Consider the following 19,335-nt stretch of genomic DNA (forward strand, 5'->3'; position numbering starts at 1 on the left):
CGCGGCATGGCGTCGCCCGCTTCCTTGCTTTCCTCGATCGATGCAGTCGCGTCCGACGACGCGCCGCTCGCCGAGCGCCTGCGGCCGGCCACGCTCGACGAGGTGATCGGTCAGCGGCAGCTGCTCGGCGAGGGCAAGCCGTTGCAGGCCGCGTTCGCGTCGGGCCGGCCGCATTCCATGATCCTCTGGGGACCGCCGGGGACCGGCAAGACCACGCTGGCGCGCCTGATGGCGCATGCCTTCGACGCCCAGTTCATCGCCATCTCGGCGGTGCTCGGTGGCGTGAAGGACATCCGCGACGCGGTCGAGCAGGCCCAGGTGGCCCAGGGCATGGGCCGGCGCACCATCGTCTTCGTCGACGAGGTGCACCGTTTCAACAAGGCCCAGCAGGACGCCTTCCTGCCGCACGTCGAGTCGGGCCTGTTCACCTTCATCGGCGCCACCACCGAGAACCCATCGTTCGAGGTCAATTCGGCGCTGCTGTCGCGCGCCACGGTGCATGTGCTGCGTCCGCTCGACGACAGCGAACTGGCCGAACTGCTGGAGCGCGGCCGGGCGCTGCTGAATGGATCGCCGCTCAGCGACGCGGCGCGCACGCGGCTGATCGCCTACGCCGACGGCGACGCTCGTCGCCTGCTCAACACCTACGAGAACATCGCGCGCATGGCCGGTGCCGTGCTCGAGATCGATGAGGCTTTTCTCGAGCAGGCGCTCGGCGAGCAGCTGCGCCGCTACGACAAGGGCGGCGACCAGTTCTACGACAGCATCTCCGCGCTGCACAAGAGCGTGCGCGGTTCCGACCCCGACGCGTCTCTGTACTGGTTCGTGCGCATGATCGACGGCGGCGTCGATGCCCGCTACGTCGCGCGCCGCCTGGTGCGCATGGCCAGCGAGGACGTCGGCCTGGCCGACCCGCGTGCGCTGCGGCTCACCCTCGACGCAGCCGAAACCTATGAACGCCTCGGTTCTCCCGAAGGCGAGCTGGCGCTAGCCCAGGCCGTGGTCTACCTGGCCGTGGCGCCCAAGAGCAATGCGGTCTACACCGCCTACAAGGCGGTGCGCGCCTTCGTGAAGAGCGACGGCAGTCGCCCGGTGCCAATGCATCTGCGCAATGCGCCGACCGCACTGATGAAGCAGCTCGACCACGGCAAGGGATACCGCTACGCGCACGACGAGGAGGGCGGTTTCGCAGCGGGAGAACGCTACCTGCCCGACGGCGTGGACCAGCAGTTCTATGTACCGGTGCCGCGCGGGCTGGAGATCAAGATCGGAGAAAAGCTCTCCCAGCTGCGCGCCCTCAACGTCGCTGCCGACGAAAAAAAGCGCCGGAACTCCTGATCTGCGGCGTTTTGCCAGCGGGACTTCCCGCAGCGGAGCGCCCGATTTGGCTGTCTACAATCCGCCGCGTCCGATGACAGGACGATGAACAAAGCCCGCAGCTGGCGGGCTTTTTGCTAGACATCGCAAACGCGGCCTACCGGCCGCTCGGCGGTGCAGCGGTGCTGATCCACAGCGCCCTACAGGGAGACCTCACGATGGACATCTTCATCCAGCAGATCATCAACGGCCTGGTGCTCGGGAGCATGTACGCTCTCGTCGCGCTGGGCTACACGATGGTCTACGGCATCATCAACCTGATCAACTTCGCCCATGGCGAGGTGCTGATGGTGGGCGCGCTCACCAGCTGGACGGTCGTCACGGTGCTGGCCGCCGCCGGCCTCCCGGGCTGGCTGCTGCTGCTGATCTCGCTGGTGGCGGCCATCATCGTGTGCTCCGCGCTCAACTTCGCGATCGAGAAGATCGCCTACCGGCCGCTGCGCAACGCGCCGCGCCTGGCGCCTCTGATCACCGCCATGGGCATGAGCCTGCTGCTGCAGACGCTGGCGATGATCATCTGGAAGCCCAACTACAAGCCCTATCCCATCCTGCTGCCCAGCGAACCGTTCAACGTGTTCGGTGCGGTGATCAACACCACGCAGATCCTGATCCTGGTCGTCACCGCGCTCACGCTGGCCGGCCTGATGTTCCTCGTCAACAAGACCAAGCTCGGCCGCGCGATGCGCGCCACCGCCGAGAACCCGCGCGTCGCCGGCCTGATGGGCGTGCGGCCCGACACGGTGATCTCGGCCACCTTCGTCATCGGCGCCGCGCTGGCCGCGCTGGCCGGCGTGATGTACGCAGCCAACTATGGCTCGGTGCAGCACACGATGGGTTTCCTGCCCGGCCTGAAGGCCTTCACGGCGGCGGTGTTCGGCGGCATCGGAAACCTGCCGGGTGCGATGGTCGGTGGCGTGCTGCTGGGCCTGATCGAGTCGATCGGCTCCGGCTACATCGGCCAGCTCACCGGCGGTGTGCTGGGCAGCCACTACCAGGACATCTTCGCCTTCATCGTGCTGATCCTCGTGCTGACGCTCAGGCCCCAGGGCCTGCTCGGCGAGCGCGTGGCGGACCGGGCCTGAGCGGGGAGACGACCATGATGAAGAACAAGCTCGTCGTCTTCCTCGTCGCCGGTGCGCTGCTGCTGCTGACGCCGCTGATCGCGCAGTATTTCGGCAACGCCTGGGTGCGCATCATCGACATCGCGTTGCTCTACGTGCTGCTGGCGCTGGGGCTGAACATCGTTGTCGGCTATGCCGGCCTGCTCGACCTCGGCTACATCGCCTTCTACGCCGTCGGCGCCTACCTGTTCGGCCTGCTCGCCAGCCCGCACCTGGCAGACCACTTCGCGGCGGTGCGCGCGATGTTCCCCTACGGCATGCACACGCCGCTGTGGTTCGTGATTCCGCTCGCCCTGGCGGTGGCCGGCACGGCAGGCGTGATCCTCGGTGCACCGACGCTGAAGCTGCGCGGCGACTACCTCGCGATCGTCACGCTCGGTTTCGGCGAGATCATTCGCGTGTTCCTGAACAACCTCGACGCGCCGGTCAACATCACCAACGGCCCGAAAGGCATCTCGCAGATCGATTCGATCAAGTTCTTCGGGCTCGACCTGGGGCGCACGCTGGACCTCGGCTTCATCTCGCTGCCCTCGGTCACGCTGTACTACTACCTGTTCCTCTCAATGGTGATCGTGAGCGTGATCATCTGCTACCGGCTGGAGCGCTCGCGCATCGGTCGGGCCTGGATGGCGATCCGGGAGGACGAGATCGCGGCCAAGGCCATGGGCATCAACACCCGCAACATGAAGCTGCTGGCCTTCGGCATGGGCGCCAGCTTCGGCGGCGTGGCCGGCTCCATGTTCGGGGCCTTCCAGGGCTTCATCTCGCCGGAGTCGTTCTCGCTGCAGGAGTCGATCATGGTCGTGGCCATGGTGGTGCTGGGCGGCATCGGCCACATCCCCGGCGTGATCGTCGGCGCGCTGCTGCTGGCGGCGCTGCCCGAAGTGCTGCGCTACGTGGCCGGGCCGCTGCAGGAGATGAGCGGCGGCCGGCTCGACTCGGCGATCCTGCGCCAGCTGCTGATCGCGCTGGCGATGATCGCCATCATGCTGGCGCGCCCGCGCGGCCTGTGGCCGTCGCCGGAGCACGGCAAGGCGGCGCCGCCGCCGAGCGGCGGTGTCCAACCCGTCCCCGCGAAGTGAGGAGAACGACATGACGAACACCGTTCTCCGCGTAGCCAACGTGTCCAAGCGCTTCGGCGGCCTGCAGGCCCTGAGCGACGTGGGCATCACCATCGACCGCGGCCAGGTCTATGGCCTGATCGGCCCCAACGGCGCCGGCAAGACCACCTTCTTCAACGTCATCACCGGCCTGTACACGCCGGACTCCGGCGTGTTCGAACTCGAGGGCAAGGCTTACAAGCCAAGCGCGGTGCACGAGGTCGCCAAGGCCGGCATCGCACGCACCTTCCAGAACATCCGGTTGTTCGCCGACATGACCGCGCTTGAGAACGTGATGGTCGGGCGCCACATCCGCACCAGGTCGGGGCTGATCGGCGCGGTGTTGCGCACGCCGGGCTTCAAGCACGAAGAAGCGGCCATCGCGAAGCGCGCCCAGGAACTGCTCGACTACGTGGGCATCGGCAAGTACGCCGAGTTCAAGGCGCGCACGCTGAGCTACGGGGACCAGCGTCGGCTGGAGATCGCCCGCGCGCTGGCCACCGAACCCAAGCTCATCGCGCTCGACGAGCCGGCCGCGGGAATGAACGCGACGGAGAAGGTGGTGCTGCGCGAGCTGATCGACCGCATCCGCAAGGACGGCCGCACCATCCTGCTGATCGAGCATGACGTGAAGCTGGTGATGGGGCTGTGCGATCGCGTGACGGTGCTCGATTACGGCAAGCAGATCGCCGAAGGCGCGCCGGCCGACGTGCAGCGCAACGAGAAGGTGATCGAGGCCTATCTGGGCGCCGGTCACAAGACCCATTGAGCGAGGAGCACACGATGGCAGACACTTTGCTCAAGGTCAGCGGACTCAAGGTCGCTTATGGCGGCATCCAGGCGGTGAAGGGCGTTTCGCTCGAGGTCAGGCAGGGTGAACTGGTGAGCCTGATCGGCGCCAATGGCGCCGGCAAGACCACCACGCTGAAGGCGATCACCGGCCTGCAGCCGGTGGGCAGCGGCGAGATCGAGTTCATGGGCCGCAACATCAAGGGCCAGGGTGCCTGGGACCTGGTGAAGCAGGGCCTGGTGATGGTGCCCGAGGGGCGCGGCACCTTCACCCGCATGACGATCACCGAGAACCTGCAGATGGGGGCGTTCACGCGCACCGACAAGGAGATCGACGCCGACCTCGAGAAGGTGTTCGGGATCTTTCCCCGCTTGCGCGAGCGCCGCAACCAATTGGCCGGCACGATGAGCGGCGGCGAGCAGCAGATGCTGGCGATGGGCCGCGCGCTGATGGCGCGCCCGAAGGTGCTGCTGATGGACGAGCCCTCGATGGGCCTGTCGCCGATCATGGTCGACAAGATCTTCGAGGTAGTCAACGATATTCACCAGCAAGGCACGACCGTGCTGCTGGTCGAGCAGAACGCCAGTCGGGCGCTGCAGCTCGCGACGCGTGGCTATGTGATGGAGTCGGGCGAGGTCACGATGAGCGGCGAGGCGAGCGCACTGCTCAACGACCCGAAGGTGAGGGCGGCCTACCTCGGGGAGTGAGCCGCGCGGCCCGCGCGCGGCGCTCAGTGCTTGTCGGCCTCACTGGTGAACGAGTCGGCGTAGAACGCCTCTGCAGGCAGGCCGCACCGCGCGACGAAGTCACGCTGGGCGGCGTCGACCATCACTGGGGCCCCGCAAGCGTAGACCTCGTGGCCGCTCAGGTCGGGCAGGTCGGCCATCAACGCCTGGTGGACGAAGCCGGTGCGGCCCATCCAGGCATCCTCCGGGCGCGGCTCCGACAGCACCGGCACGTAGCGCAGGTTCGGCATGTCGGTGGCGGCCTGCAGCGCCCAGTCGTGCAGGTAGAGGTCGGCCTGGCTGCGGCAGCCCCAGTACAGCACCGTGTCGCGCGCAATGCCCTTGGACTGCATGTGCTCGATGATGGCCTTGATGGGCGCGAAACCTGTGCCCGAGGCGAGCAGCACGATCGGCCGGGACGATTCCTCGCGCAGGAAGAAGCTGCCGAACGGCCCTTCCATGCGCAGGATGTCTTTCTCCTTCATCGCACCGAACACGTGGTCGGTGAACTTGCCTCCCGGCATGTGGCGCAGGTGCAGTTCCAGCCCCTCGGCGGCTCGATGCGGTGCGTTGGCCATCGAGTAGCTGCGGCGCGCGCCGTCGCGCAGGATGAATTCGATGTACTGGCCGGCGTGGTACTTCAGCACGACATTGGCCGGCAACTGCAGCTTCAGGATCGCCACGTCGGGCGCGGCCTTGTTCAGCGAGCCGACGCGGCAGGGCATCTTCTGTACCGCAAACTCGCCGGCGCCAGCCACGGTGCGGGCCTCGATCAGCAGGTCGGTCTGCGGGGTGGCGCAGCAGGTCAGCACCCAGCCGGCTTCTTCTTCGGCCACGCTCAATGCCTTGAGCTGGTGGGCCCCGTGGATCACGCGCCCCTCCAGCAGCCGGCTCTTGCATGAGCCGCAGGCGCCGTCGCGGCAGCCGTAGGGCAGGCCCACGCCGGCACGGATGGCGGCCGGCAGCACCGCTTCGTCGCGGGCCACCTCGAAGTGGCGGCCACTGGGCTGCAACGTCACCTTGAAATTCATTTCGTTATCCTCGACCACGATTCGAACCAGCCAGGATTGTGCCCGCCGCTCCCGTCGGCCCACGACGCCCCCACCATGCCCACACCCCCGCCCAGCCGTCCCGCCAGCTTCCGCAAGCCGCGCCTGCTGGTCGTCGGCTGCGGCGATGTCGGGCAGCGCGTGCTCGCGCAACTCGGCGGCCGCTACCGCGTGGCGGCGCTGGCCTCGCAGCCGTCGCGCCTGCAGGCGCTGCGCGCGCTCGGCGCGCGGCCGCTGCTCGGCGACCTCGACCGGCCGGCGACGCTCGGTCGGCTCGGCGCACTGGCCCCGCGGGTCCTGCACCTGGCGCCGCCGCCGGGCAGCGGCGAGGGCGATCCGCGCACCGTGGCGCTGCTGCGGGCGCTGGCGCGCGGCGGTGTCACGCGGCGCATCGTCTACGGCAGCACCAGCGGCGTGTACGGCGACACCGGAGGGGCGCGCTTCGACGAGACGCGCGCCGTCGCGCCGGCCACCGCGCGGGCGCGGCGGCGCGTCGCGGCCGAGGCGCAGTTGCGCTGGCACGGTCGCGCCTGCGGCGTGCGGGTGACGCTGCTGCGCATTCCAGGCATCTACGCGACCGATCGACCCGGCGGCGCACCGCGCGAACGGGTCGTGCGCGGCACGCCAGTGCTGGCCGCGCACGAGGACGTCTACACCAACCACATCCACGCAGACGACCTGGCGCGCTGCTGCATCGCTGCGCTGCACCGGGGGCGACCGCAGCGAGTGGTCCATGCGAGCGACGACACCGAGATGAAGATGGGCGACTACTTCGATCTGGTGGCTGATCTGGCCGGGCTGCCGCGACCGCCGCGCATCACGCGGGCCGCCGCAGGCGAAGCGATTTCCCCGGTCGGGCTGAGTTTCATGAGCGAGTCCCGGCGGCTGCTCAACCGCCGCCTGCACGAGGAATTGCGGGTAGTGCTGCGCTATCCGACGGTCCGTGAGGGGCTGATCGGAGGCTGAGCGGGCCGGTCAGATGCCGCGCGCGCGCCGCAAGGTCTGCGTGCGGTCGATGCTGTGCACCGGCACCGACTGCATCCGGCCTTCGCGCAACACCTCGATGGTCAGGTCACGCTCGGCGCTGCCTCCATTCCAGAGCATCTTGTAGAAGGACTCCAGGCCACCGACCGGCGCGCCATCGAGGCGGCGGATCAGATCGCCGGGCTGCAGCCCTGCCATCTCGGCCGGGCTGTCGCGGCTCACGCGCACCACGCGCAGGCCGTCGTCCTGCTCGACGCAGTTCACTCCCAGCCAGGCACGCATGCTGGCGCGCGATACGCCCCGTTCGCGCAACTCCGCGAAGATCGGCGGCAGCAGGTCGACCGGCACGAACATGTTGCCGGCACGGCGGCTGCCGTCGCCGGGCGCGCTGGGCACGAGCAGCGAGCCGATGCCGATCAGCTCCCCCTGCGCGTTGAAGAGCCCTGCACCACTGTGGTCGCGGCGGGCCGGGCTGGTGAACAGCGCGCCGTCGATGTGGTACTCCCAGTAGCCGGAGAAGCCGCGCCGCGACACCAGCTCCGCGGCGCTCAGCGCCCCGTCGTCGCCGCCGCTCACGAACAGCAGCGGCTCGCCCTCCGCCACCGCGTGGGCCTGGCCGAGCTGCGCCGGCGCGATGCCCAGCGGCAGCACCGCTTGCACCAGGCCGAAGCCGGTCGCCAGATCGTAGGCCACCACGCGGGCCGGCATGCGCTTGCCGCTGTCGAGCACCAGCTCGACCTCCTCCGCCTCGAGAATCAGGTAGCCGATCGTCAGCACCAAGCCGTCGCTGGCGATCACGACGCCGGAGCCGGCGCGGTATTCGCCCAGCGTGTCGATCGTGCTGGCGCCCTCGGTCGCCGTGCTCTGCACCCCGAGCACCGCATCGCTGGCCCGTTTCAGCGCCAGGCGCTGGCCCGGGAATTCGGCAGCCTCGCCGTTACCCTGACGGTCCGGTGCGGGGTGAGCGAGGCCGGCGGACAGTCCCAGAACCAGGGCGAACGACAGGCGAAGCAGAAGGGAGGGTGACATCTCGGCCTCCACGAGGGATGGCCGCAGCATGAACCGTCACCGAGCCCGACGGGAGTCTGAGGGCTTTGCGCCAGGCAAAAAGGCTGCGAGCCGAGGCGGCAACCCTAGGCCGGCGTCAGCGCCGACCGAATGGAGTTTGGCCGCGCCAGTAGCGGATCATCAGCCAGCCGCCGGCCATGCCGCCCAGGTGGGCGAAGTGCGCCACACCGCCTGTCGGGCTGATGAAGCCGAGCAGCAGTTCCAGGCCGCCGAACACCATCACAAAGGTGCGTGCCTTCATCGGGATCGGCGGGAAGAGCGGCATGATGGTGCGGTTCGGGAACAGCATGCCGAAAGCCAGCAGCAGGCCGAACAGGCCGCCCGAGGCGCCAACGGTCGGGTAGGGCGAGTTGAGCAGCCAGGCCACCAGCAACTGCGCCACGGCCGCGGCGAGCACGCTGGCGCCGTAGAACTGCACGAAGCGCTTCGTGCCCCACAGGCGCTCCAGCTCCGCGCCGAACATCCACAGGCCCAGCATGTTGAAGAACAGATGGCCGATGCCACCGTGCAGGAAGGCGTAGCTCGCCACCTGCCAAGGCATGAAACCGCCACCCAGCGGCCACAGCGCGAACAGCCGCGTGAACCACATGCCGAGGAACTGGTCGAGGCAGAACACCGCGACGTTGATCAGGATCAGGGCCTGGGTGATTGGGGGCAGGGGAGGCATGTGGCGCGGGTGGATCGGCCGCAGCGCGGCTGCCGGAGCGTGGGTGAGGGTGGGGGTGGTGCCTCGGGTCGGACTCGAACCGACACTCATTGCTGAACGGGATTTTGAGTCCCGCGCGTCTACCGATTTCGCCACCGAGGCAAGCGTGCTGCAGTGTAAGCGAGGCTGGCCGACCGCAGGCCCAGAGCCCTGCTCGCCGAATCGCCGCGAGAGCACTGTCCGGGCGCCCATGACGGGACGGGGGAAAACTACCGAGAAGCTTGCCACGCTCGTACTCATTTCAAGCCCCCCCAAGTCGCCAGAGCCTTCCCAGCAGGTGTCTTGAGAGCAAGAATTGCGTCATGAAGAAGCTGTCTCGTTGGATCGCTACTGCATCCTTCCTCGCGGTCAGTTTGGTGGCCTGTGGTCAGAACGCGGTTTTCGTCGATCGGGAGGTACGCGAGCACGTGGAGGCCGATGCCGCCGCGCGTGCCGCAAAAGCCTCGACGCCGATCGCGACAGACGACGCGCGCCTAGACCCGTTGACGGCTTCGGGTAGCTGACGGGCGCCTAAGGCACTGCACCGGCAGATGTCGCTGCCGTGGGTTGCAGTGTGGGCTCGAGGTGCTGAGCTACTGCCTATGCCGGAGTCGCCTGTGAGTTCATGGCATTCGCTGGCGGGCTTACGGTGTGATTCGACGCTGCCACAATGCGCGCAGGAAGGTGCCGCATGCCCAGTTATCTGACCGTCGAAGACACGATCGGCCGAACCCCGCTGGTTCGCCTGGTGCGCCTGCCGGGCGCCGAGAACGAGCGGCGCGGCAACGTGATCCTCGGCAAGCTCGAGGGCAACAACCCCGCGGGGTCGGTGAAGGACCGGCCGGCCATCAGCATGATCCGCCGCGCCGAGGAGCGTGGCGAGATCAAGCCGGGCGACACCTTGATCGAGGCCACCTCGGGCAACACCGGCATCGCGCTGGCGATGGCGGCGGCGATCCGAGGCTACCGCATGCTGCTGATCATGCCGGAGGACCTGTCGATCGAGCGGGCGCAGTCGATGCGTGCCTTCGGCGCGGAACTGGTGCTGACGCCCAAGGCCGGCGGCATGGAGTACGCGCGCGACCTGGCGGAGCGCCTGCAACGCGAGGGCAAGGGCCGCGTGCTCGACCAGTTCGCCAATGCCGACAACCCGCGCATCCATGTCGAGACCACCGGCCCCGAGATCTGGGACGACACCGAAGGGCAGATCACGCACTTCGTCAGCGCGATGGGGACCACCGGCACGATCACCGGCGTGTCGACCTACCTGAAGTCGAGGAACCCCGGCGTGCGCATCATCGGCGCGCAGCCCAGCGAAGGCTCGCGGATCCCCGGCATCCGCAAGTGGCCTGAGGCCTATCTGCCAAAGATCTACGAGCCCAGCCGTGTCGACGAGACCATCAACGTCAGCCAGTCCGATGCCGAGGACATGGCGCGCCGGCTGGCGCGCGAGGAGGGTCTGTTCGCTGGCATCTCGGCCGCCGGGGCGCTGTGGGCGGCGTTGGAGGTGGCCAGGACGGTCGAGAACGCGACCATCGTGTTCATCGTCTGCGACCGTGGCGACCGCTACCTGTCGACCGGGGTCTTCCCGGCCTGAGCCGCCGATGTCGCATGCGTTCCGCTTCTGCCCGAGCTGTGCCGCCGCGCTCGAATGGATCGTCGCGGCCGAGGATGGCGGCGACAAGTCCCGGCTACGCTGTCCCCAGTGCGCCTGGACGCACTGGAACAACCCGACGCCGGTGCTGGCCGCGGTGCTGGAATGCGAGGACCGCGACGGACGCCTGCTGCTGGCGCGCAACGCGGCCTGGGCGGGCAGGAACTTCGGCCTGATCACCGGCTTCATGGAGGCCGGCGAGACCCCTCAGGAGGGCATCGCGCGCGAGGTGCTGGAAGAGACCGCGCTGCGGGCGAGCCAGATCGCGCTGATCGGTGTCTATGATTTCCAGCGCATGAACCAGCTCATCGTGGCCTACCACGTGAAGGCGCGCGGCGAGATCGTGCTGTCGCCGGAGCTGGTGGAGTACCGACTGTTCGAGCCGGCGGAGGTGAAGTGCTGGACCGCCGGCACCGGGTTCGCGCTGGCCGACTGGCAGCGCACCCGCGGCATCGAGCCGCAGTGGATCGAATGGGGCCGGGCGTCGGCCTAGAATCGTTGCAACAGGGGATATCGATGGAAGTGAACAAGGAACTCGACACCCGCGGTCTGAACTGCCCGCTGCCGATCCTGAAGGCGAAGAAGGCACTGGCCGACATGAGCAGCGGCCAGACGCTGAAGGTGGTCGCCACCGACCCCGGCTCGGTGCGCGATTTCCAGGCCTTTGCCCGCCAGACCGGCAACGAGCTGGTCGACCAGCAGACCGAGGGCCAGGAGTTCATCCACTGGTTGCGGAGGCGCTGAGCTGAGCCAGCCCGCGCAAGAAAGCCGCCCTCGGGCGGCTTTTTCATGGGGTGCGGCCGCGCTCCGGGTCAGAGCGCCAGCGTCTTCAGGTACTCGCGCACGCTGGCGCCGATCTGCGGGTGGGCCATGCCGAGCTCGATGTTGGCCTGCAGGAAGCCTTCCTTGCTGCCGCAGTCGTAGCGCTTGCCCTCGTAGGTGTAGGCGAACACCTTCTGGCGGCGCAACAGGCCGGCAATGCCGTCGGTCAGCTGGATCTCACCCCCCACGCCGCGCGGCTGGTTGCGGATCTCGGTGAAGACGTCGGGCATCAGGATGTAGCGCCCGGCCACGCCCAGCCGCGACGGGGCGTCGGCCGGAGCCGGCTTCTCGACGATGCGCGAAACATCCATCATGCGGTCGTTGACCGGCGTGCCCGCCACGATGCCGTAGCGGCGGGTCTGGTCCTCCGGTACTTCCTGGACCGCGAGGATCGAGGCGCGCCATTCGTCGAACTGCTCGACCATCTGGGTCAGGATGGGCTTGTCGCCGACCATCAGGTCATCGGCAAGCAGCACGGCGAACGGCTCGTTGCGCACCAGCCGCTCGGCGCACAGCACCGCGTGACCCAGGCCCAGCATCTTGGACTGGCGCACGTAGACGCACTCCATGTCGTCGGGCTTGACTTGGCGCACCAGCTCCAGCAGTTCGGCCTTGCCGGCGGCCTCGAGTTCCACCTCGAGTTCGTAGGCCATGTCGAAGTGGTCCTCGATCGGGCGCTTGCTGCGTCCGGTCACAAAAATCATCTCGCGGATGCCGGCGGCGTACGCTTCCTCGACGGCATACTGGATCAAGGGCTTGTCAACGACCGGCAGCATTTCCTTGGGCTGTGCCTTGGTGGCCGGCAGAAAGCGGGTGCCGAGACCCGCCACGGGGAAGATCGCCTTGTTGATGAGCATGTACTTACAATCATGAGAGAAGTTCGATTCATTCTGTCATGCAGCTTCCGTCACGCGCTCCCCTGCTCAAGTGGGCTTGTGAACTTATGTCACGGCCAAGCTTGAGTCATCATCGGCCGCCATGGATCTGCTGATTGTCGAACCGATAGAAAGCGAAGTGCTGAGCTGGTTGCAGGCTCGCCACCGGGTGCGCTATGCACCCGAACTGGCGCGTGACGCACGAGCCTTCCGTCAGACCCTGTTCAATGTGCGGGCCGCGGTGCTGCCGCCGCAGTTGCGGATCGACTCCGAGGCGCTGTCGTTCGCCCCGCTGCTGCGGGCCGTGGCGCGCATCGAGCCGGGACTGGAGAACATCGACGTCGATGCCTGCTCGCGTGCAGGCGTGGAACTGGTGCGCGGCGCCGCCGCCACGGCCCCAGCCGAGGCCGAGTTCATGATTGGCGCGCTGATCACCCTGCTGCGCCCGGGCGCCGGTGGCGGCCGGGTCACGACCGGCCGTGAACTGGCCTCGGTGACGGTCGGCCTGGTCGGGTTGGCGCCGGCGGCGCGCTCGCTGTCGGCCATGCTCAGCGGCTTCGGCACGCGGCTGGTCGGCTACGACCCGACGTTGCATGCGAGCGACATCCTCTGGGGCCGCTGGCGCATCGAGGCCATGGGCCTGCGCGAGTTGCTCGAGACCGCCGACGCCGTCTGCGTGCAGTTACCCTATTACAGCCGCTATCAGGGCCTGTTCGGCGAGCGCTATCTGCCGCAGTGCAAGCCGGGGCAGGTGCTGGTCAGCACCTCGCATTCGGCGTTGTTCGACGAGGCCTCGCTGGCGATGGCCCTGCGCAGCGGCCGCATCGCGAGCGCCTGGCTCGACAGCGTGGAGCCGGGGCTGCTCGATCCGGGCCGGCCGCTGAACGGCGCGCCCAACCTGCACACGACCTCGCGTCTGGCCGGTTACACGCAGGAGTCCCGTGTCCGGAGCGTCTGGGCGGTCGCTCAGCGGCTCGACGAGATTCTCAGCCAGACCCCGCCGCTGGCGCGCGAACTCCGCGTGGCGGTGTCGCCGCCGCACGGCCCGGTGTCGGGCCCGGCGCCGCTGAGTGCGCAGCCCGACGATCTGCCGGTGGATGGTGCTGTCGTCGTCGACGATGACGACGACCTCGATCCGCCGCCACCTCCACCGTCGGCCAAGGCCGACGAAGCTCAGCTCAGCCCAAGCGCGAACGCTGAGCCCGCAAGCGATCCAGCGTCGCGCTGAAATCTGTGAGGCGCTGGCGCTCCTGCGCCACCACGGTCGCTGGAGCGCGCGCCACGAAGCTCTCGTTGCCCAGCTTGGCTTCGGCCTTGACGATCTCGCCCTCGAGCCGGGCGATCTCCTTCGACAGCCGCTCGCGCTCGGCCTCGACATCGACCTCCACGTGCAGCGCCAGCCGTGTCGCGCCGTGCACAGACACCGGCGCGGCCGCGGTGGCCTGCACGAACTCAGACTCGCTGTCGATGACCCGCACGTCGCCGAGCTTGGCCAGCGCCTTCAGCAGCGGCGTGGCCTGGGTGATGAAGGTGGCATCTCCGAAGCTCAGCAGCGGCACGCGCTCGGCCGGTGAGAGGCTCATCTCCGAGCGCAGGTTGCGGCAGGCGCCGACCAGTGCCTTCAGCTTCGCCACCCAGGCATCGGCTTGGGCGTCGACGCGTTCCAGTTGCGGCTGCGGGTAGCTTGCCGTCGCGATCGACGCGTCGCTGCCGGCGACCTTGCGTTGCGCGATCGGTGCGACGGCCTGCCACAGTTCCTCGGTGATGAAGGGCGTCAGCGGATGCAGCAGGCGCAAGACGGTCTCCAGCACGCGGATCAATGTGCGGCGGGTCGCGCGCTTCGCGGCGTCGTCGCCGACCGCGATCTGCACCTTGGCGATTTCCAGATACCAATCGCAGTACTCGTCCCACACGAAGCTGTAGACGGCGTTGGCGACGTTGTCGAGGCGGAACTCGGCGAACGCCTTCTCGACCGCCGCCTCGATGCGCTGCAGCTCGCCGGTGATCCAGCGGTCGGCGTTCGAGAAGTCGAGGTAGCCGCCCGGCACGCACTGCTCGGCCGTGTGATCCGCAAAGCCGCAGTCCTGACCCTCGCAGTTCATCAGCACGAAGCGCGTGGCGTTCCAGAGCTTGTTGCAGAAGTTGCGATAGCCCTCGCAGCGCTTGGTGTCGAAGTTGATGTTGCGGCCCAGGCTGGCGTAGCTGGCCATCGTGAAGCGCAGCGCGTCGGCGCCATAGGCGGGCATGCCCTCGGGGAACTCCTTCTTCACGCGTGCGGCGACCTTCGGCGCGGTCTCGGGTTTGCGCAGGCCGGTGGTGCTCTTCTTCACCAGCGTATCGAGGTCCACGCCCTGGATCAGGTCCACCGGATCGAGCACGTTCCCTTCGGACTTGCTCATCTTCTTGCCCTCGCTGTCACGCACCATGCCGTGGATGTAGACGGTGCGGAACGGCACGCGGCCGGTGAAGTGGGTCGTCATCATGATCATCCGGGCGACCCAGAAGAAGATGATTTCGTAGCCGGTGACCAGCACGCTCGAGGGCAGGAACAGCTCGAGTTCCTTCGTCCTCGCCGGCCAGCCGAGCGAGGAGAACGGCACCAGCGCGGACGAGTACCAGGTATCGAGCACGTCCTCGTCGCGCGTCAGCGCGCCGACGTAGCCGGCCGCGCGCGCCTTGGTCCGCGCCTCGTCCTCGCTGCGCGCGACGAACAGCTCGCCGCCGCTGCCGTACCACGCCGGGATCTGGTGGCCCCACCAGAGCTGGCGCGAGATGCACCAGTCCTGGATGTTCTTCATCCACTGGTCGTAGGTGTTGACCCAGTTTTCCGGCACGAACTTCACCTCGCCGGAGGCAACCGCGTCGATCGCCTTCTGCGCGATGCTCCTGCCGTCGGGGCCGGCCTTGCTGACCGCGACGAACCACTGGTCGGTCAGCATCGGCTCGACCACCTGGCCGGTGCGCGCGCAGCGCGGCACCATCAGCTTGTGCTTCTTCACCTCGACCAGGAAGCCCTGGGTCTCGAGGTCGGCGACCACCTTCTTGCGCGCGACGAAGCGGTCCAGCCCGCGATAGGCCTCCGGCGCAAGGTCGTTGACCTTGGCGTCCAGCGTCAGGATGCCGATCACCGGCAACCCGTGGCGCTGGCCGACCGCGTAGTCATTGAAGTCGTGGGCCGGCGTGACCTTGACCACGCCGGTGCCGAAGGCACGGTCGACGTAGTCGTCGGCGATCACCGGGATCGTGCGACCGCACAGCGGCAGCGTCACCTGCTTTCCGATCAGGCCGGCATGGCGCTCGTCCTCGGGGTGCACCATCACCGCGGTGTCGCCGAGCATGGTCTCGGGCCGGGTCGTCGCCACCACCAACTCGCCGCTGCCGTCGGCCAGCGGGTAACGGATGTGCCACAGGAAACCGTCTTCCTCTTCGCTCTCCACCTCCAGGTCCGAGACTGCCGACTTCAGCACCGGGTCCCAGTTCACCAGCCGCTTGCCGCGGTAGATCAGGCCCTGCTCATAGAGCTGCACGAAGGTGTCCGTCACCACCGGCGACAGCTTCTCGTCCATCGTGAAGTACTCGTGCCGCCAGTCCACGCTGGCGCCGACCCGGCGCATCTGCTGCGTGATCGTCGAGCCCGAGTGCTCCTTCCACTCCCACACCTTGGCGACGAAGCTCTGGCGGCCGAGGTCGTGACGGCTCTGGCCCTGCTGCTCCAGCTGGCGCTCCACGACGATCTGCGTCGCGATGCCAGCGTGGTCGGTGCCCGGCACCCACAGCGTGTTGTCGCCGCGCATGCGGTGGTAGCGCGTCAACGCGTCCATGATGGTCTGGTTGAACGCGTGGCCCATGTGCAGCACGCCGGTCACGTTGGGCGGCGGCAGCTGGATGGCGAACGAGGACTTGCCGTCGTCGAGCGTCGGCGCGAACAGGCCTCGCTGCTCCCACACGGGGGCCCACTTGGCCTCGATCGGGCCGGGTTCGAAGGATTTCGCGAGTTCGGTCATGGCAGGCTTGAAAGGAAAACGGCGCCCATGGGGCGCCGTTTCCGCTGGGTCGATGCCCCGATTCTACGAGGCAGGCCGGGCCCGCTCCGTCCGGGGCGGCGGCTTCACTTCGGCAGTCGGCCGATCTCCAGCAATTCGGGGTGTGCCTCGCGCAGTTTGCCGGTGACCGCGTCGACCTCGACGCGCACGTCGTCCCCATTGTCCTGCTCGATGTCGAACTCGTAGACCGGCGTGCCATCGGACTCGACCTCGTACTCGACGCGCTCGACCTTGCCCGGGTGCTTGGCAAGTGCGGTCTTGGTCGCGTCGGTCTCGCTGACCTTGACCTTCTCCTTGAAGCCGGGCTCGTCGGCCGACTTGAAGCGCTGCTCGCTCTCGACGATCTTGCCGGTGGCGCCGCTGCACTCCACGTCCCACAGCTTGCCGTCCTTGCCGTCGACCTCGATCTCCCAGACCGGCTTGCCGTCCTCCGGCTTCAGCACCACCTGCAGCACGGTGCCGGGGTGCTTGGCCAGCACCGTCGGGATGCATTTCTCGATGCCGACGCTGACCTTGGGGATCTTGGGTGCCGCTGCAGCTGCGGCGCTCCAGAGCGTGAGAACGGAGGTGGCGACGGCGACGGGAAGAGCGCCTCGCAGTGCTCGGAGACGGCTTGTTCGGGACAGAGTCATGGTGGAGCCTTCTGATGCAGGAAAGGGATGGGGCTGGAAAGCGAGACGGAACATCGAGACCGAGCAGCGGATCGCGCTGCGTGCAACAGGATTTTCTCCCGACCTTCGCGTTTGAACGCCTGTTCGATCCCAGGCGGTACGTCGCTGCGCAACACTCCGGGCGTTGCTTGAACGTCCCGCCAAGCCTTCTTTCTCCCGATGTCCGACTGGCTCGACCCCCTGCTGACGCGTACCGACGACCCGGTCAGTGGTGGCGCCCCTGCGGGCAGGGACAAGCGCACGCTGATCGTCGAAGCCGCGCTCGACGTGCTGCTGACCGATGGCATCGGGAAGCTGTCGATGCGGCGCGTGGCCCGGGAAGCTGGTGTGGCGCTCGGGTTGGCGCACTACTACTTTGCGTCCAAGGGCGAACTGATCGCGGCCTTGGTCGGCGCCAGCGCGCACCGCCTGCACGCGGAAGGCCCGCCGGAGACCGGCGACGCTGCAGGGCCGGGCGCCTGGCTCGGACGAGCGGAGGGCCTCGTCACCGCGGATCGGGTCCGTCTTTCAGCCGACATCGACAGCGCTGCCTTGCGTGACCCGGTGGTCGCGGAGGCCGCCGCGCAGCGTCACCGCGACGCGGAATCCGAGATGGGCCGGCAACTGGCCGCGATCACCGCCACGGCGGCAGTCGAACTCGGCGATCTGCCGTCGCTGAGCGCGGTACTGGCGGCGGCGCTCGATGGTCTGGCCGTGCGTGCCCTGATCGACCCGTCCTTCGATCTGCCGGCAGCGCATGCCGCCTTGCAGCACCTGCTGCAGGCCCGTCTGGCATCGCAGGCGGGTGCCGCGCCGAGACGGCGGACGGCCGCGACCTCCTAGCGCAGCGTGCGCCGATTCAGCGGGCCGTGCACGCCTCCAGCGCGATGCCACGCAGACGCGCCTCGCGATCCACCCACCATGCCATGCCCTGCAGGCGTTCCGGCTTGGCGCCCTCGGGGATGCGGAGCGCTCGCCACTGCGTCGAGCGCCGGCCATCCGCGTCCAGAACCAGCGGACCGGCCACGCTGCGCACCAGACGCCGTTCGACCGGGCTGCCATCGCTGCCGGCCGCGATGTGCTCGACCAGGGCCAGGTAGACCTCGGCGCCCTCGGGGAGCTTGCCACTGGCCTGCAATTGCAGGCCCAGGTAGCCGTTCCAGGCGGGGCCGCCGCCCACTGTCAGTCGCACCGCCGGTCGCCGGGCGAGCGGCCAACGAAACTCCTGCGTGCCGTCGACCGGTGCCGCCGTCGCCAGCGCCCGGCGGCGGGCAGCGGACTCGGGCAGGGCGCCTGCGGCCAGGGGTGCATCGGCCCCGGCGGCGCTCGGTTCGATCCAGTCCAGCACCCAGGTCGAGCGCGGCAGCGGCCGGGCCGCGGCGCCGGTCCAGCAGGCTTCGCAGTCGGACGACATCAGCCGCTCGATGACCTCGCGCGGCGCGCTGCAGGGCGCCGCCGCCGCGGGGGTGAGGCTGGTGAGCAGTGCGGCGCCAGCGGCGCCCAGGAGGGCGTTGCGCAAGGCTCAGGCGCGCCGTCGCGCGCGTGCGGCGTCGAGGAACTCGCGCAGGATCGGCCGGCCGTCGAGCTGGTCGGGATGGAGCTGGCGCTGCGCCATGAATTCCGGATGCCACTGCATGCCGAACACATAGCTCGAACCGCGCCAGCGCACCGCCTCGATCAGGCCGTCGGGCACCGCCACCGCCTCGATGTTCAGTTCGCGGCCCAGGTCCTTGATTGCCTGATGGTGGATGGAGTTGATCTCGGCCCGGTGCGTGCCCGGATAGAGCCCGGCCAGCCGGCTGCCCTGCACGAGGCTGACCTCGTGGAACTGGTTGTCGTAGCGGGCATCGTCGACGTGGGCGATGGCGGTGGGCACCTGGGTCGAGATGTCCTGGTAGAGCGTGCCGCCGAAAGCGACATTGATCAGCTGGCAGCCGCGGCAGATGCCGATCACCGGCTTGCCGGCGGCGACGAAGGCGTTGAACAGCTCGATCTCGTAGCGGTCGCGCACCCGGTCGCCGGCCCAGGCGGGCGCCAGCGGGGTCTCGCCGTAGCTCTCGGGGGCCACGTCGGCGCCGCCCTGCAGCACCAGGCCGTCGAGTCGCTGCGCGTAGTCGGCCAGGCTCACCTCGCTGGGCTGCAGCAAGCCCTCGCGCTCGACGGGCGGGATCATCAGCGCCAGCGCGTCGGGCTGCAGCACCCAGTGCGCCACCGATTGCTCCAGGTAGTGCAGGGTCCGGGTGAAGATGCCACCGATGTCGGCCACCGGTGTGATCGGGTGATAGATGCGCGCGGAGATGCCGATGAGCAGCGCGTCGGACATGGCAGGAAGAGTGGGTAGGACGATGGGGACGAGGATACCCTTGGAGCCGAGCGCGGCTCCATAGAATCC

Annotated in this window: 20 protein-coding genes and 1 tRNA gene; 12 read left to right on the top strand and 9 right to left on the bottom strand. The window is 68.4% G+C overall.

The annotated features are described in order from the left end of the window. Window positions 1–6 precede the first annotated feature (6 nt). The 5 genes from MPE_RS05625 (at window position 7) to MPE_RS05645 (ending at window position 5,095) form a co-directional block, all read left to right on the top strand. Entirely contained in the window at window positions 7–1,338 is a 1,332-nt protein-coding gene (locus tag MPE_RS05625; RefSeq protein WP_011828720.1) for a replication-associated recombination protein A, read from the top strand. Between the two features lie 197 nt (window positions 1,339–1,535). Continuing rightward, window positions 1,536–2,459, top strand: a complete 924-nt coding sequence (locus tag MPE_RS05630; RefSeq protein WP_036231029.1) for a branched-chain amino acid ABC transporter permease — start codon at window positions 1,536–1,538, stop codon at window positions 2,457–2,459. 17 nt (window positions 2,460–2,476) lie between these two features. After that, window positions 2,477–3,580, top strand: a complete 1,104-nt coding sequence (locus MPE_RS05635) for a branched-chain amino acid ABC transporter permease (RefSeq protein ID WP_036231025.1) — start codon at window positions 2,477–2,479, stop codon at window positions 3,578–3,580. Window positions 3,581–3,590: 10 nt separating this feature from the next. Then, a complete protein-coding gene (locus MPE_RS05640) occupies window positions 3,591–4,367 on the top strand; it encodes an ABC transporter ATP-binding protein (protein WP_011828723.1) in 777 nt (258 codons plus the stop codon). A gap of 14 nt (window positions 4,368–4,381) precedes the next feature. Beyond that, a complete protein-coding gene (locus MPE_RS05645; protein ID WP_011828724.1) occupies window positions 4,382–5,095 on the top strand; it encodes an ABC transporter ATP-binding protein in 714 nt (237 codons plus the stop codon). 23 nt (window positions 5,096–5,118) lie between these two features. On the opposite strand, the gene MPE_RS05650 is transcribed toward MPE_RS05645, so the two are convergent. After that, window positions 5,119–6,144, bottom strand: coding sequence for a CDP-6-deoxy-delta-3,4-glucoseen reductase (locus tag MPE_RS05650; protein ID WP_011828725.1), 1,026 nt, complete (start codon window positions 6,142–6,144; stop codon window positions 5,119–5,121). Window positions 6,145–6,219: 75 nt separating this feature from the next. On the opposite strand from MPE_RS05650, the gene MPE_RS05655 reads away from it, so the two are divergent. After that, window positions 6,220–7,128 (top strand): NAD-dependent epimerase/dehydratase family protein, encoded by a 909-nt coding sequence (locus MPE_RS05655; RefSeq protein WP_011828726.1) that lies wholly within the window; start codon window positions 6,220–6,222, stop codon window positions 7,126–7,128. 9 nt (window positions 7,129–7,137) lie between these two features. Here the strand turns inward: MPE_RS05655 and MPE_RS05660 are convergent, their stop codons facing one another. From MPE_RS05660 to MPE_RS05670, 3 genes are all read right to left on the bottom strand, one after another. Next, window positions 7,138–8,175 (bottom strand): S1C family serine protease, encoded by a 1,038-nt coding sequence (locus MPE_RS05660; protein ID WP_148210896.1) that lies wholly within the window; start codon window positions 8,173–8,175, stop codon window positions 7,138–7,140. A 115-nt stretch (window positions 8,176–8,290) separates the two neighbouring features. Then, the gene (locus tag MPE_RS05665) at window positions 8,291–8,881 is read right to left on the bottom strand and encodes a rhomboid family intramembrane serine protease (protein ID WP_011828728.1); all 591 of its coding nucleotides are present in this window, start codon (window positions 8,879–8,881) and stop codon (window positions 8,291–8,293) included. Window positions 8,882–8,937: 56 nt separating this feature from the next. Continuing rightward, window positions 8,938–9,022, bottom strand: a tRNA-Leu gene (locus tag MPE_RS05670). A 200-nt stretch (window positions 9,023–9,222) separates the two neighbouring features. Here MPE_RS05670 and MPE_RS05675 point away from each other — a divergent pair. From MPE_RS05675 to MPE_RS05690, 4 genes are all read left to right on the top strand, one after another. Beyond that, the gene (locus MPE_RS05675; RefSeq protein WP_041929557.1) at window positions 9,223–9,423 is read left to right on the top strand and encodes a hypothetical protein; all 201 of its coding nucleotides are present in this window, start codon (window positions 9,223–9,225) and stop codon (window positions 9,421–9,423) included. 167 nt (window positions 9,424–9,590) lie between these two features. Next, window positions 9,591–10,496, top strand: coding sequence for a cysteine synthase CysM (gene cysM / locus MPE_RS05680; protein WP_011828730.1), 906 nt, complete (start codon window positions 9,591–9,593; stop codon window positions 10,494–10,496). A gap of 7 nt (window positions 10,497–10,503) precedes the next feature. Continuing rightward, the gene (locus MPE_RS05685; RefSeq protein ID WP_011828731.1) at window positions 10,504–11,046 is read left to right on the top strand and encodes an NUDIX domain-containing protein; all 543 of its coding nucleotides are present in this window, start codon (window positions 10,504–10,506) and stop codon (window positions 11,044–11,046) included. Between the two features lie 23 nt (window positions 11,047–11,069). After that, window positions 11,070–11,297, top strand: a complete 228-nt coding sequence (locus tag MPE_RS05690) for a sulfurtransferase TusA family protein (RefSeq protein WP_011828732.1) — start codon at window positions 11,070–11,072, stop codon at window positions 11,295–11,297. Between the two features lie 68 nt (window positions 11,298–11,365). Here MPE_RS05690 and galU read toward each other — a convergent pair whose 3' ends face one another. After that, a complete protein-coding gene (galU, locus tag MPE_RS05695; RefSeq protein ID WP_011828733.1) occupies window positions 11,366–12,232 on the bottom strand; it encodes a UTP--glucose-1-phosphate uridylyltransferase GalU in 867 nt (288 codons plus the stop codon). 121 nt (window positions 12,233–12,353) lie between these two features. Here galU and MPE_RS05700 point away from each other — a divergent pair, with 121 nt between their 5' ends. Further along, complete coding sequence (locus tag MPE_RS05700) at window positions 12,354–13,478, top strand: NAD(P)-dependent oxidoreductase (protein ID WP_011828734.1); 1,125 nt, start codon at window positions 12,354–12,356, stop codon at window positions 13,476–13,478. Here the strand turns inward: MPE_RS05700 and MPE_RS05705 are convergent. Both MPE_RS05705 and MPE_RS05710 read right to left on the bottom strand, forming a co-directional pair. Next, on the bottom strand, window positions 13,429–16,254 hold the full coding sequence (locus tag MPE_RS05705) for a valine--tRNA ligase (protein WP_011828735.1): 2,826 nt from the start codon (window positions 16,252–16,254) through the stop codon (window positions 13,429–13,431). The genes MPE_RS05700 and MPE_RS05705 overlap by 50 nt on opposite strands. Window positions 16,255–16,358: 104 nt before the next feature. After that, on the bottom strand, window positions 16,359–16,925 hold the full coding sequence (locus MPE_RS05710) for a PepSY domain-containing protein (protein ID WP_011828736.1): 567 nt from the start codon (window positions 16,923–16,925) through the stop codon (window positions 16,359–16,361). 198 nt (window positions 16,926–17,123) lie between these two features. Here MPE_RS05710 and MPE_RS05715 point away from each other — a divergent pair, with 198 nt between their 5' ends. Then, the gene (locus MPE_RS05715; RefSeq protein WP_011828737.1) at window positions 17,124–17,786 is read left to right on the top strand and encodes a TetR/AcrR family transcriptional regulator; all 663 of its coding nucleotides are present in this window, start codon (window positions 17,124–17,126) and stop codon (window positions 17,784–17,786) included. A 16-nt stretch (window positions 17,787–17,802) separates the two neighbouring features. On the opposite strand, the gene MPE_RS05720 is transcribed toward MPE_RS05715, so the two are convergent. Continuing rightward, complete coding sequence (locus MPE_RS05720; protein WP_011828738.1) at window positions 17,803–18,462, bottom strand: hypothetical protein; 660 nt, start codon at window positions 18,460–18,462, stop codon at window positions 17,803–17,805. A gap of 3 nt (window positions 18,463–18,465) precedes the next feature. Next, window positions 18,466–19,266: a gamma-glutamyl-gamma-aminobutyrate hydrolase family protein gene (locus MPE_RS05725; RefSeq protein WP_011828739.1), complete on the bottom strand. Its 801-nt coding sequence runs from the start codon at window positions 19,264–19,266 to the stop codon at window positions 18,466–18,468. Between the last annotated feature and the right edge of the window lie 69 nt (window positions 19,267–19,335).

The organism is Methylibium petroleiphilum PM1 (genome assembly GCF_000015725.1).
GTDB lineage: Bacteria > Pseudomonadota > Gammaproteobacteria > Burkholderiales > Burkholderiaceae_C > Methylibium > Methylibium petroleiphilum.

Excerpts from the sequence above, each read along its gene's own strand:
- MPE_RS05705 (WP_011828735.1), bottom strand. The coding sequence starts at position 16,254 with ATGACCGAACTCGCGAAATCCTTCGAACCCGGCCCGATCGAGGCCAAG.
- galU (WP_011828733.1), bottom strand. The coding sequence starts at position 12,232 with ATGCTCATCAACAAGGCGATCTTCCCCGTGGCGGGTCTCGGCACCCGC.
- cysM (WP_011828730.1), top strand. The coding sequence starts at position 9,591 with ATGCCCAGTTATCTGACCGTCGAAGACACGATCGGCCGAACCCCGCTG.
- MPE_RS05645 (WP_011828724.1), top strand. The coding sequence starts at position 4,382 with ATGGCAGACACTTTGCTCAAGGTCAGCGGACTCAAGGTCGCTTATGGC.
- MPE_RS05690 (WP_011828732.1), top strand. The coding sequence starts at position 11,070 with ATGGAAGTGAACAAGGAACTCGACACCCGCGGTCTGAACTGCCCGCTG.
- MPE_RS05675 (WP_041929557.1), top strand. The coding sequence starts at position 9,223 with ATGAAGAAGCTGTCTCGTTGGATCGCTACTGCATCCTTCCTCGCGGTC.
- MPE_RS05655 (WP_011828726.1), top strand. The coding sequence starts at position 6,220 with ATGCCCACACCCCCGCCCAGCCGTCCCGCCAGCTTCCGCAAGCCGCGC.
- MPE_RS05640 (WP_011828723.1), top strand. The coding sequence starts at position 3,591 with ATGACGAACACCGTTCTCCGCGTAGCCAACGTGTCCAAGCGCTTCGGC.
- MPE_RS05665 (WP_011828728.1), bottom strand. The coding sequence starts at position 8,881 with ATGCCTCCCCTGCCCCCAATCACCCAGGCCCTGATCCTGATCAACGTC.
- MPE_RS05630 (WP_036231029.1), top strand. The coding sequence starts at position 1,536 with ATGGACATCTTCATCCAGCAGATCATCAACGGCCTGGTGCTCGGGAGC.
- MPE_RS05715 (WP_011828737.1), top strand. The coding sequence starts at position 17,124 with ATGTCCGACTGGCTCGACCCCCTGCTGACGCGTACCGACGACCCGGTC.
- MPE_RS05710 (WP_011828736.1), bottom strand. The coding sequence starts at position 16,925 with ATGACTCTGTCCCGAACAAGCCGTCTCCGAGCACTGCGAGGCGCTCTT.
- MPE_RS05685 (WP_011828731.1), top strand. The coding sequence starts at position 10,504 with ATGTCGCATGCGTTCCGCTTCTGCCCGAGCTGTGCCGCCGCGCTCGAA.
- MPE_RS05650 (WP_011828725.1), bottom strand. The coding sequence starts at position 6,144 with ATGAATTTCAAGGTGACGTTGCAGCCCAGTGGCCGCCACTTCGAGGTG.
- MPE_RS05725 (WP_011828739.1), bottom strand. The coding sequence starts at position 19,266 with ATGTCCGACGCGCTGCTCATCGGCATCTCCGCGCGCATCTATCACCCG.
- MPE_RS05660 (WP_148210896.1), bottom strand. The coding sequence starts at position 8,175 with ATGTCACCCTCCCTTCTGCTTCGCCTGTCGTTCGCCCTGGTTCTGGGA.
- MPE_RS05700 (WP_011828734.1), top strand. The coding sequence starts at position 12,354 with ATGGATCTGCTGATTGTCGAACCGATAGAAAGCGAAGTGCTGAGCTGG.
- MPE_RS05635 (WP_036231025.1), top strand. The coding sequence starts at position 2,477 with ATGAAGAACAAGCTCGTCGTCTTCCTCGTCGCCGGTGCGCTGCTGCTG.
- MPE_RS05625 (WP_011828720.1), top strand. The coding sequence starts at position 7 with ATGGCGTCGCCCGCTTCCTTGCTTTCCTCGATCGATGCAGTCGCGTCC.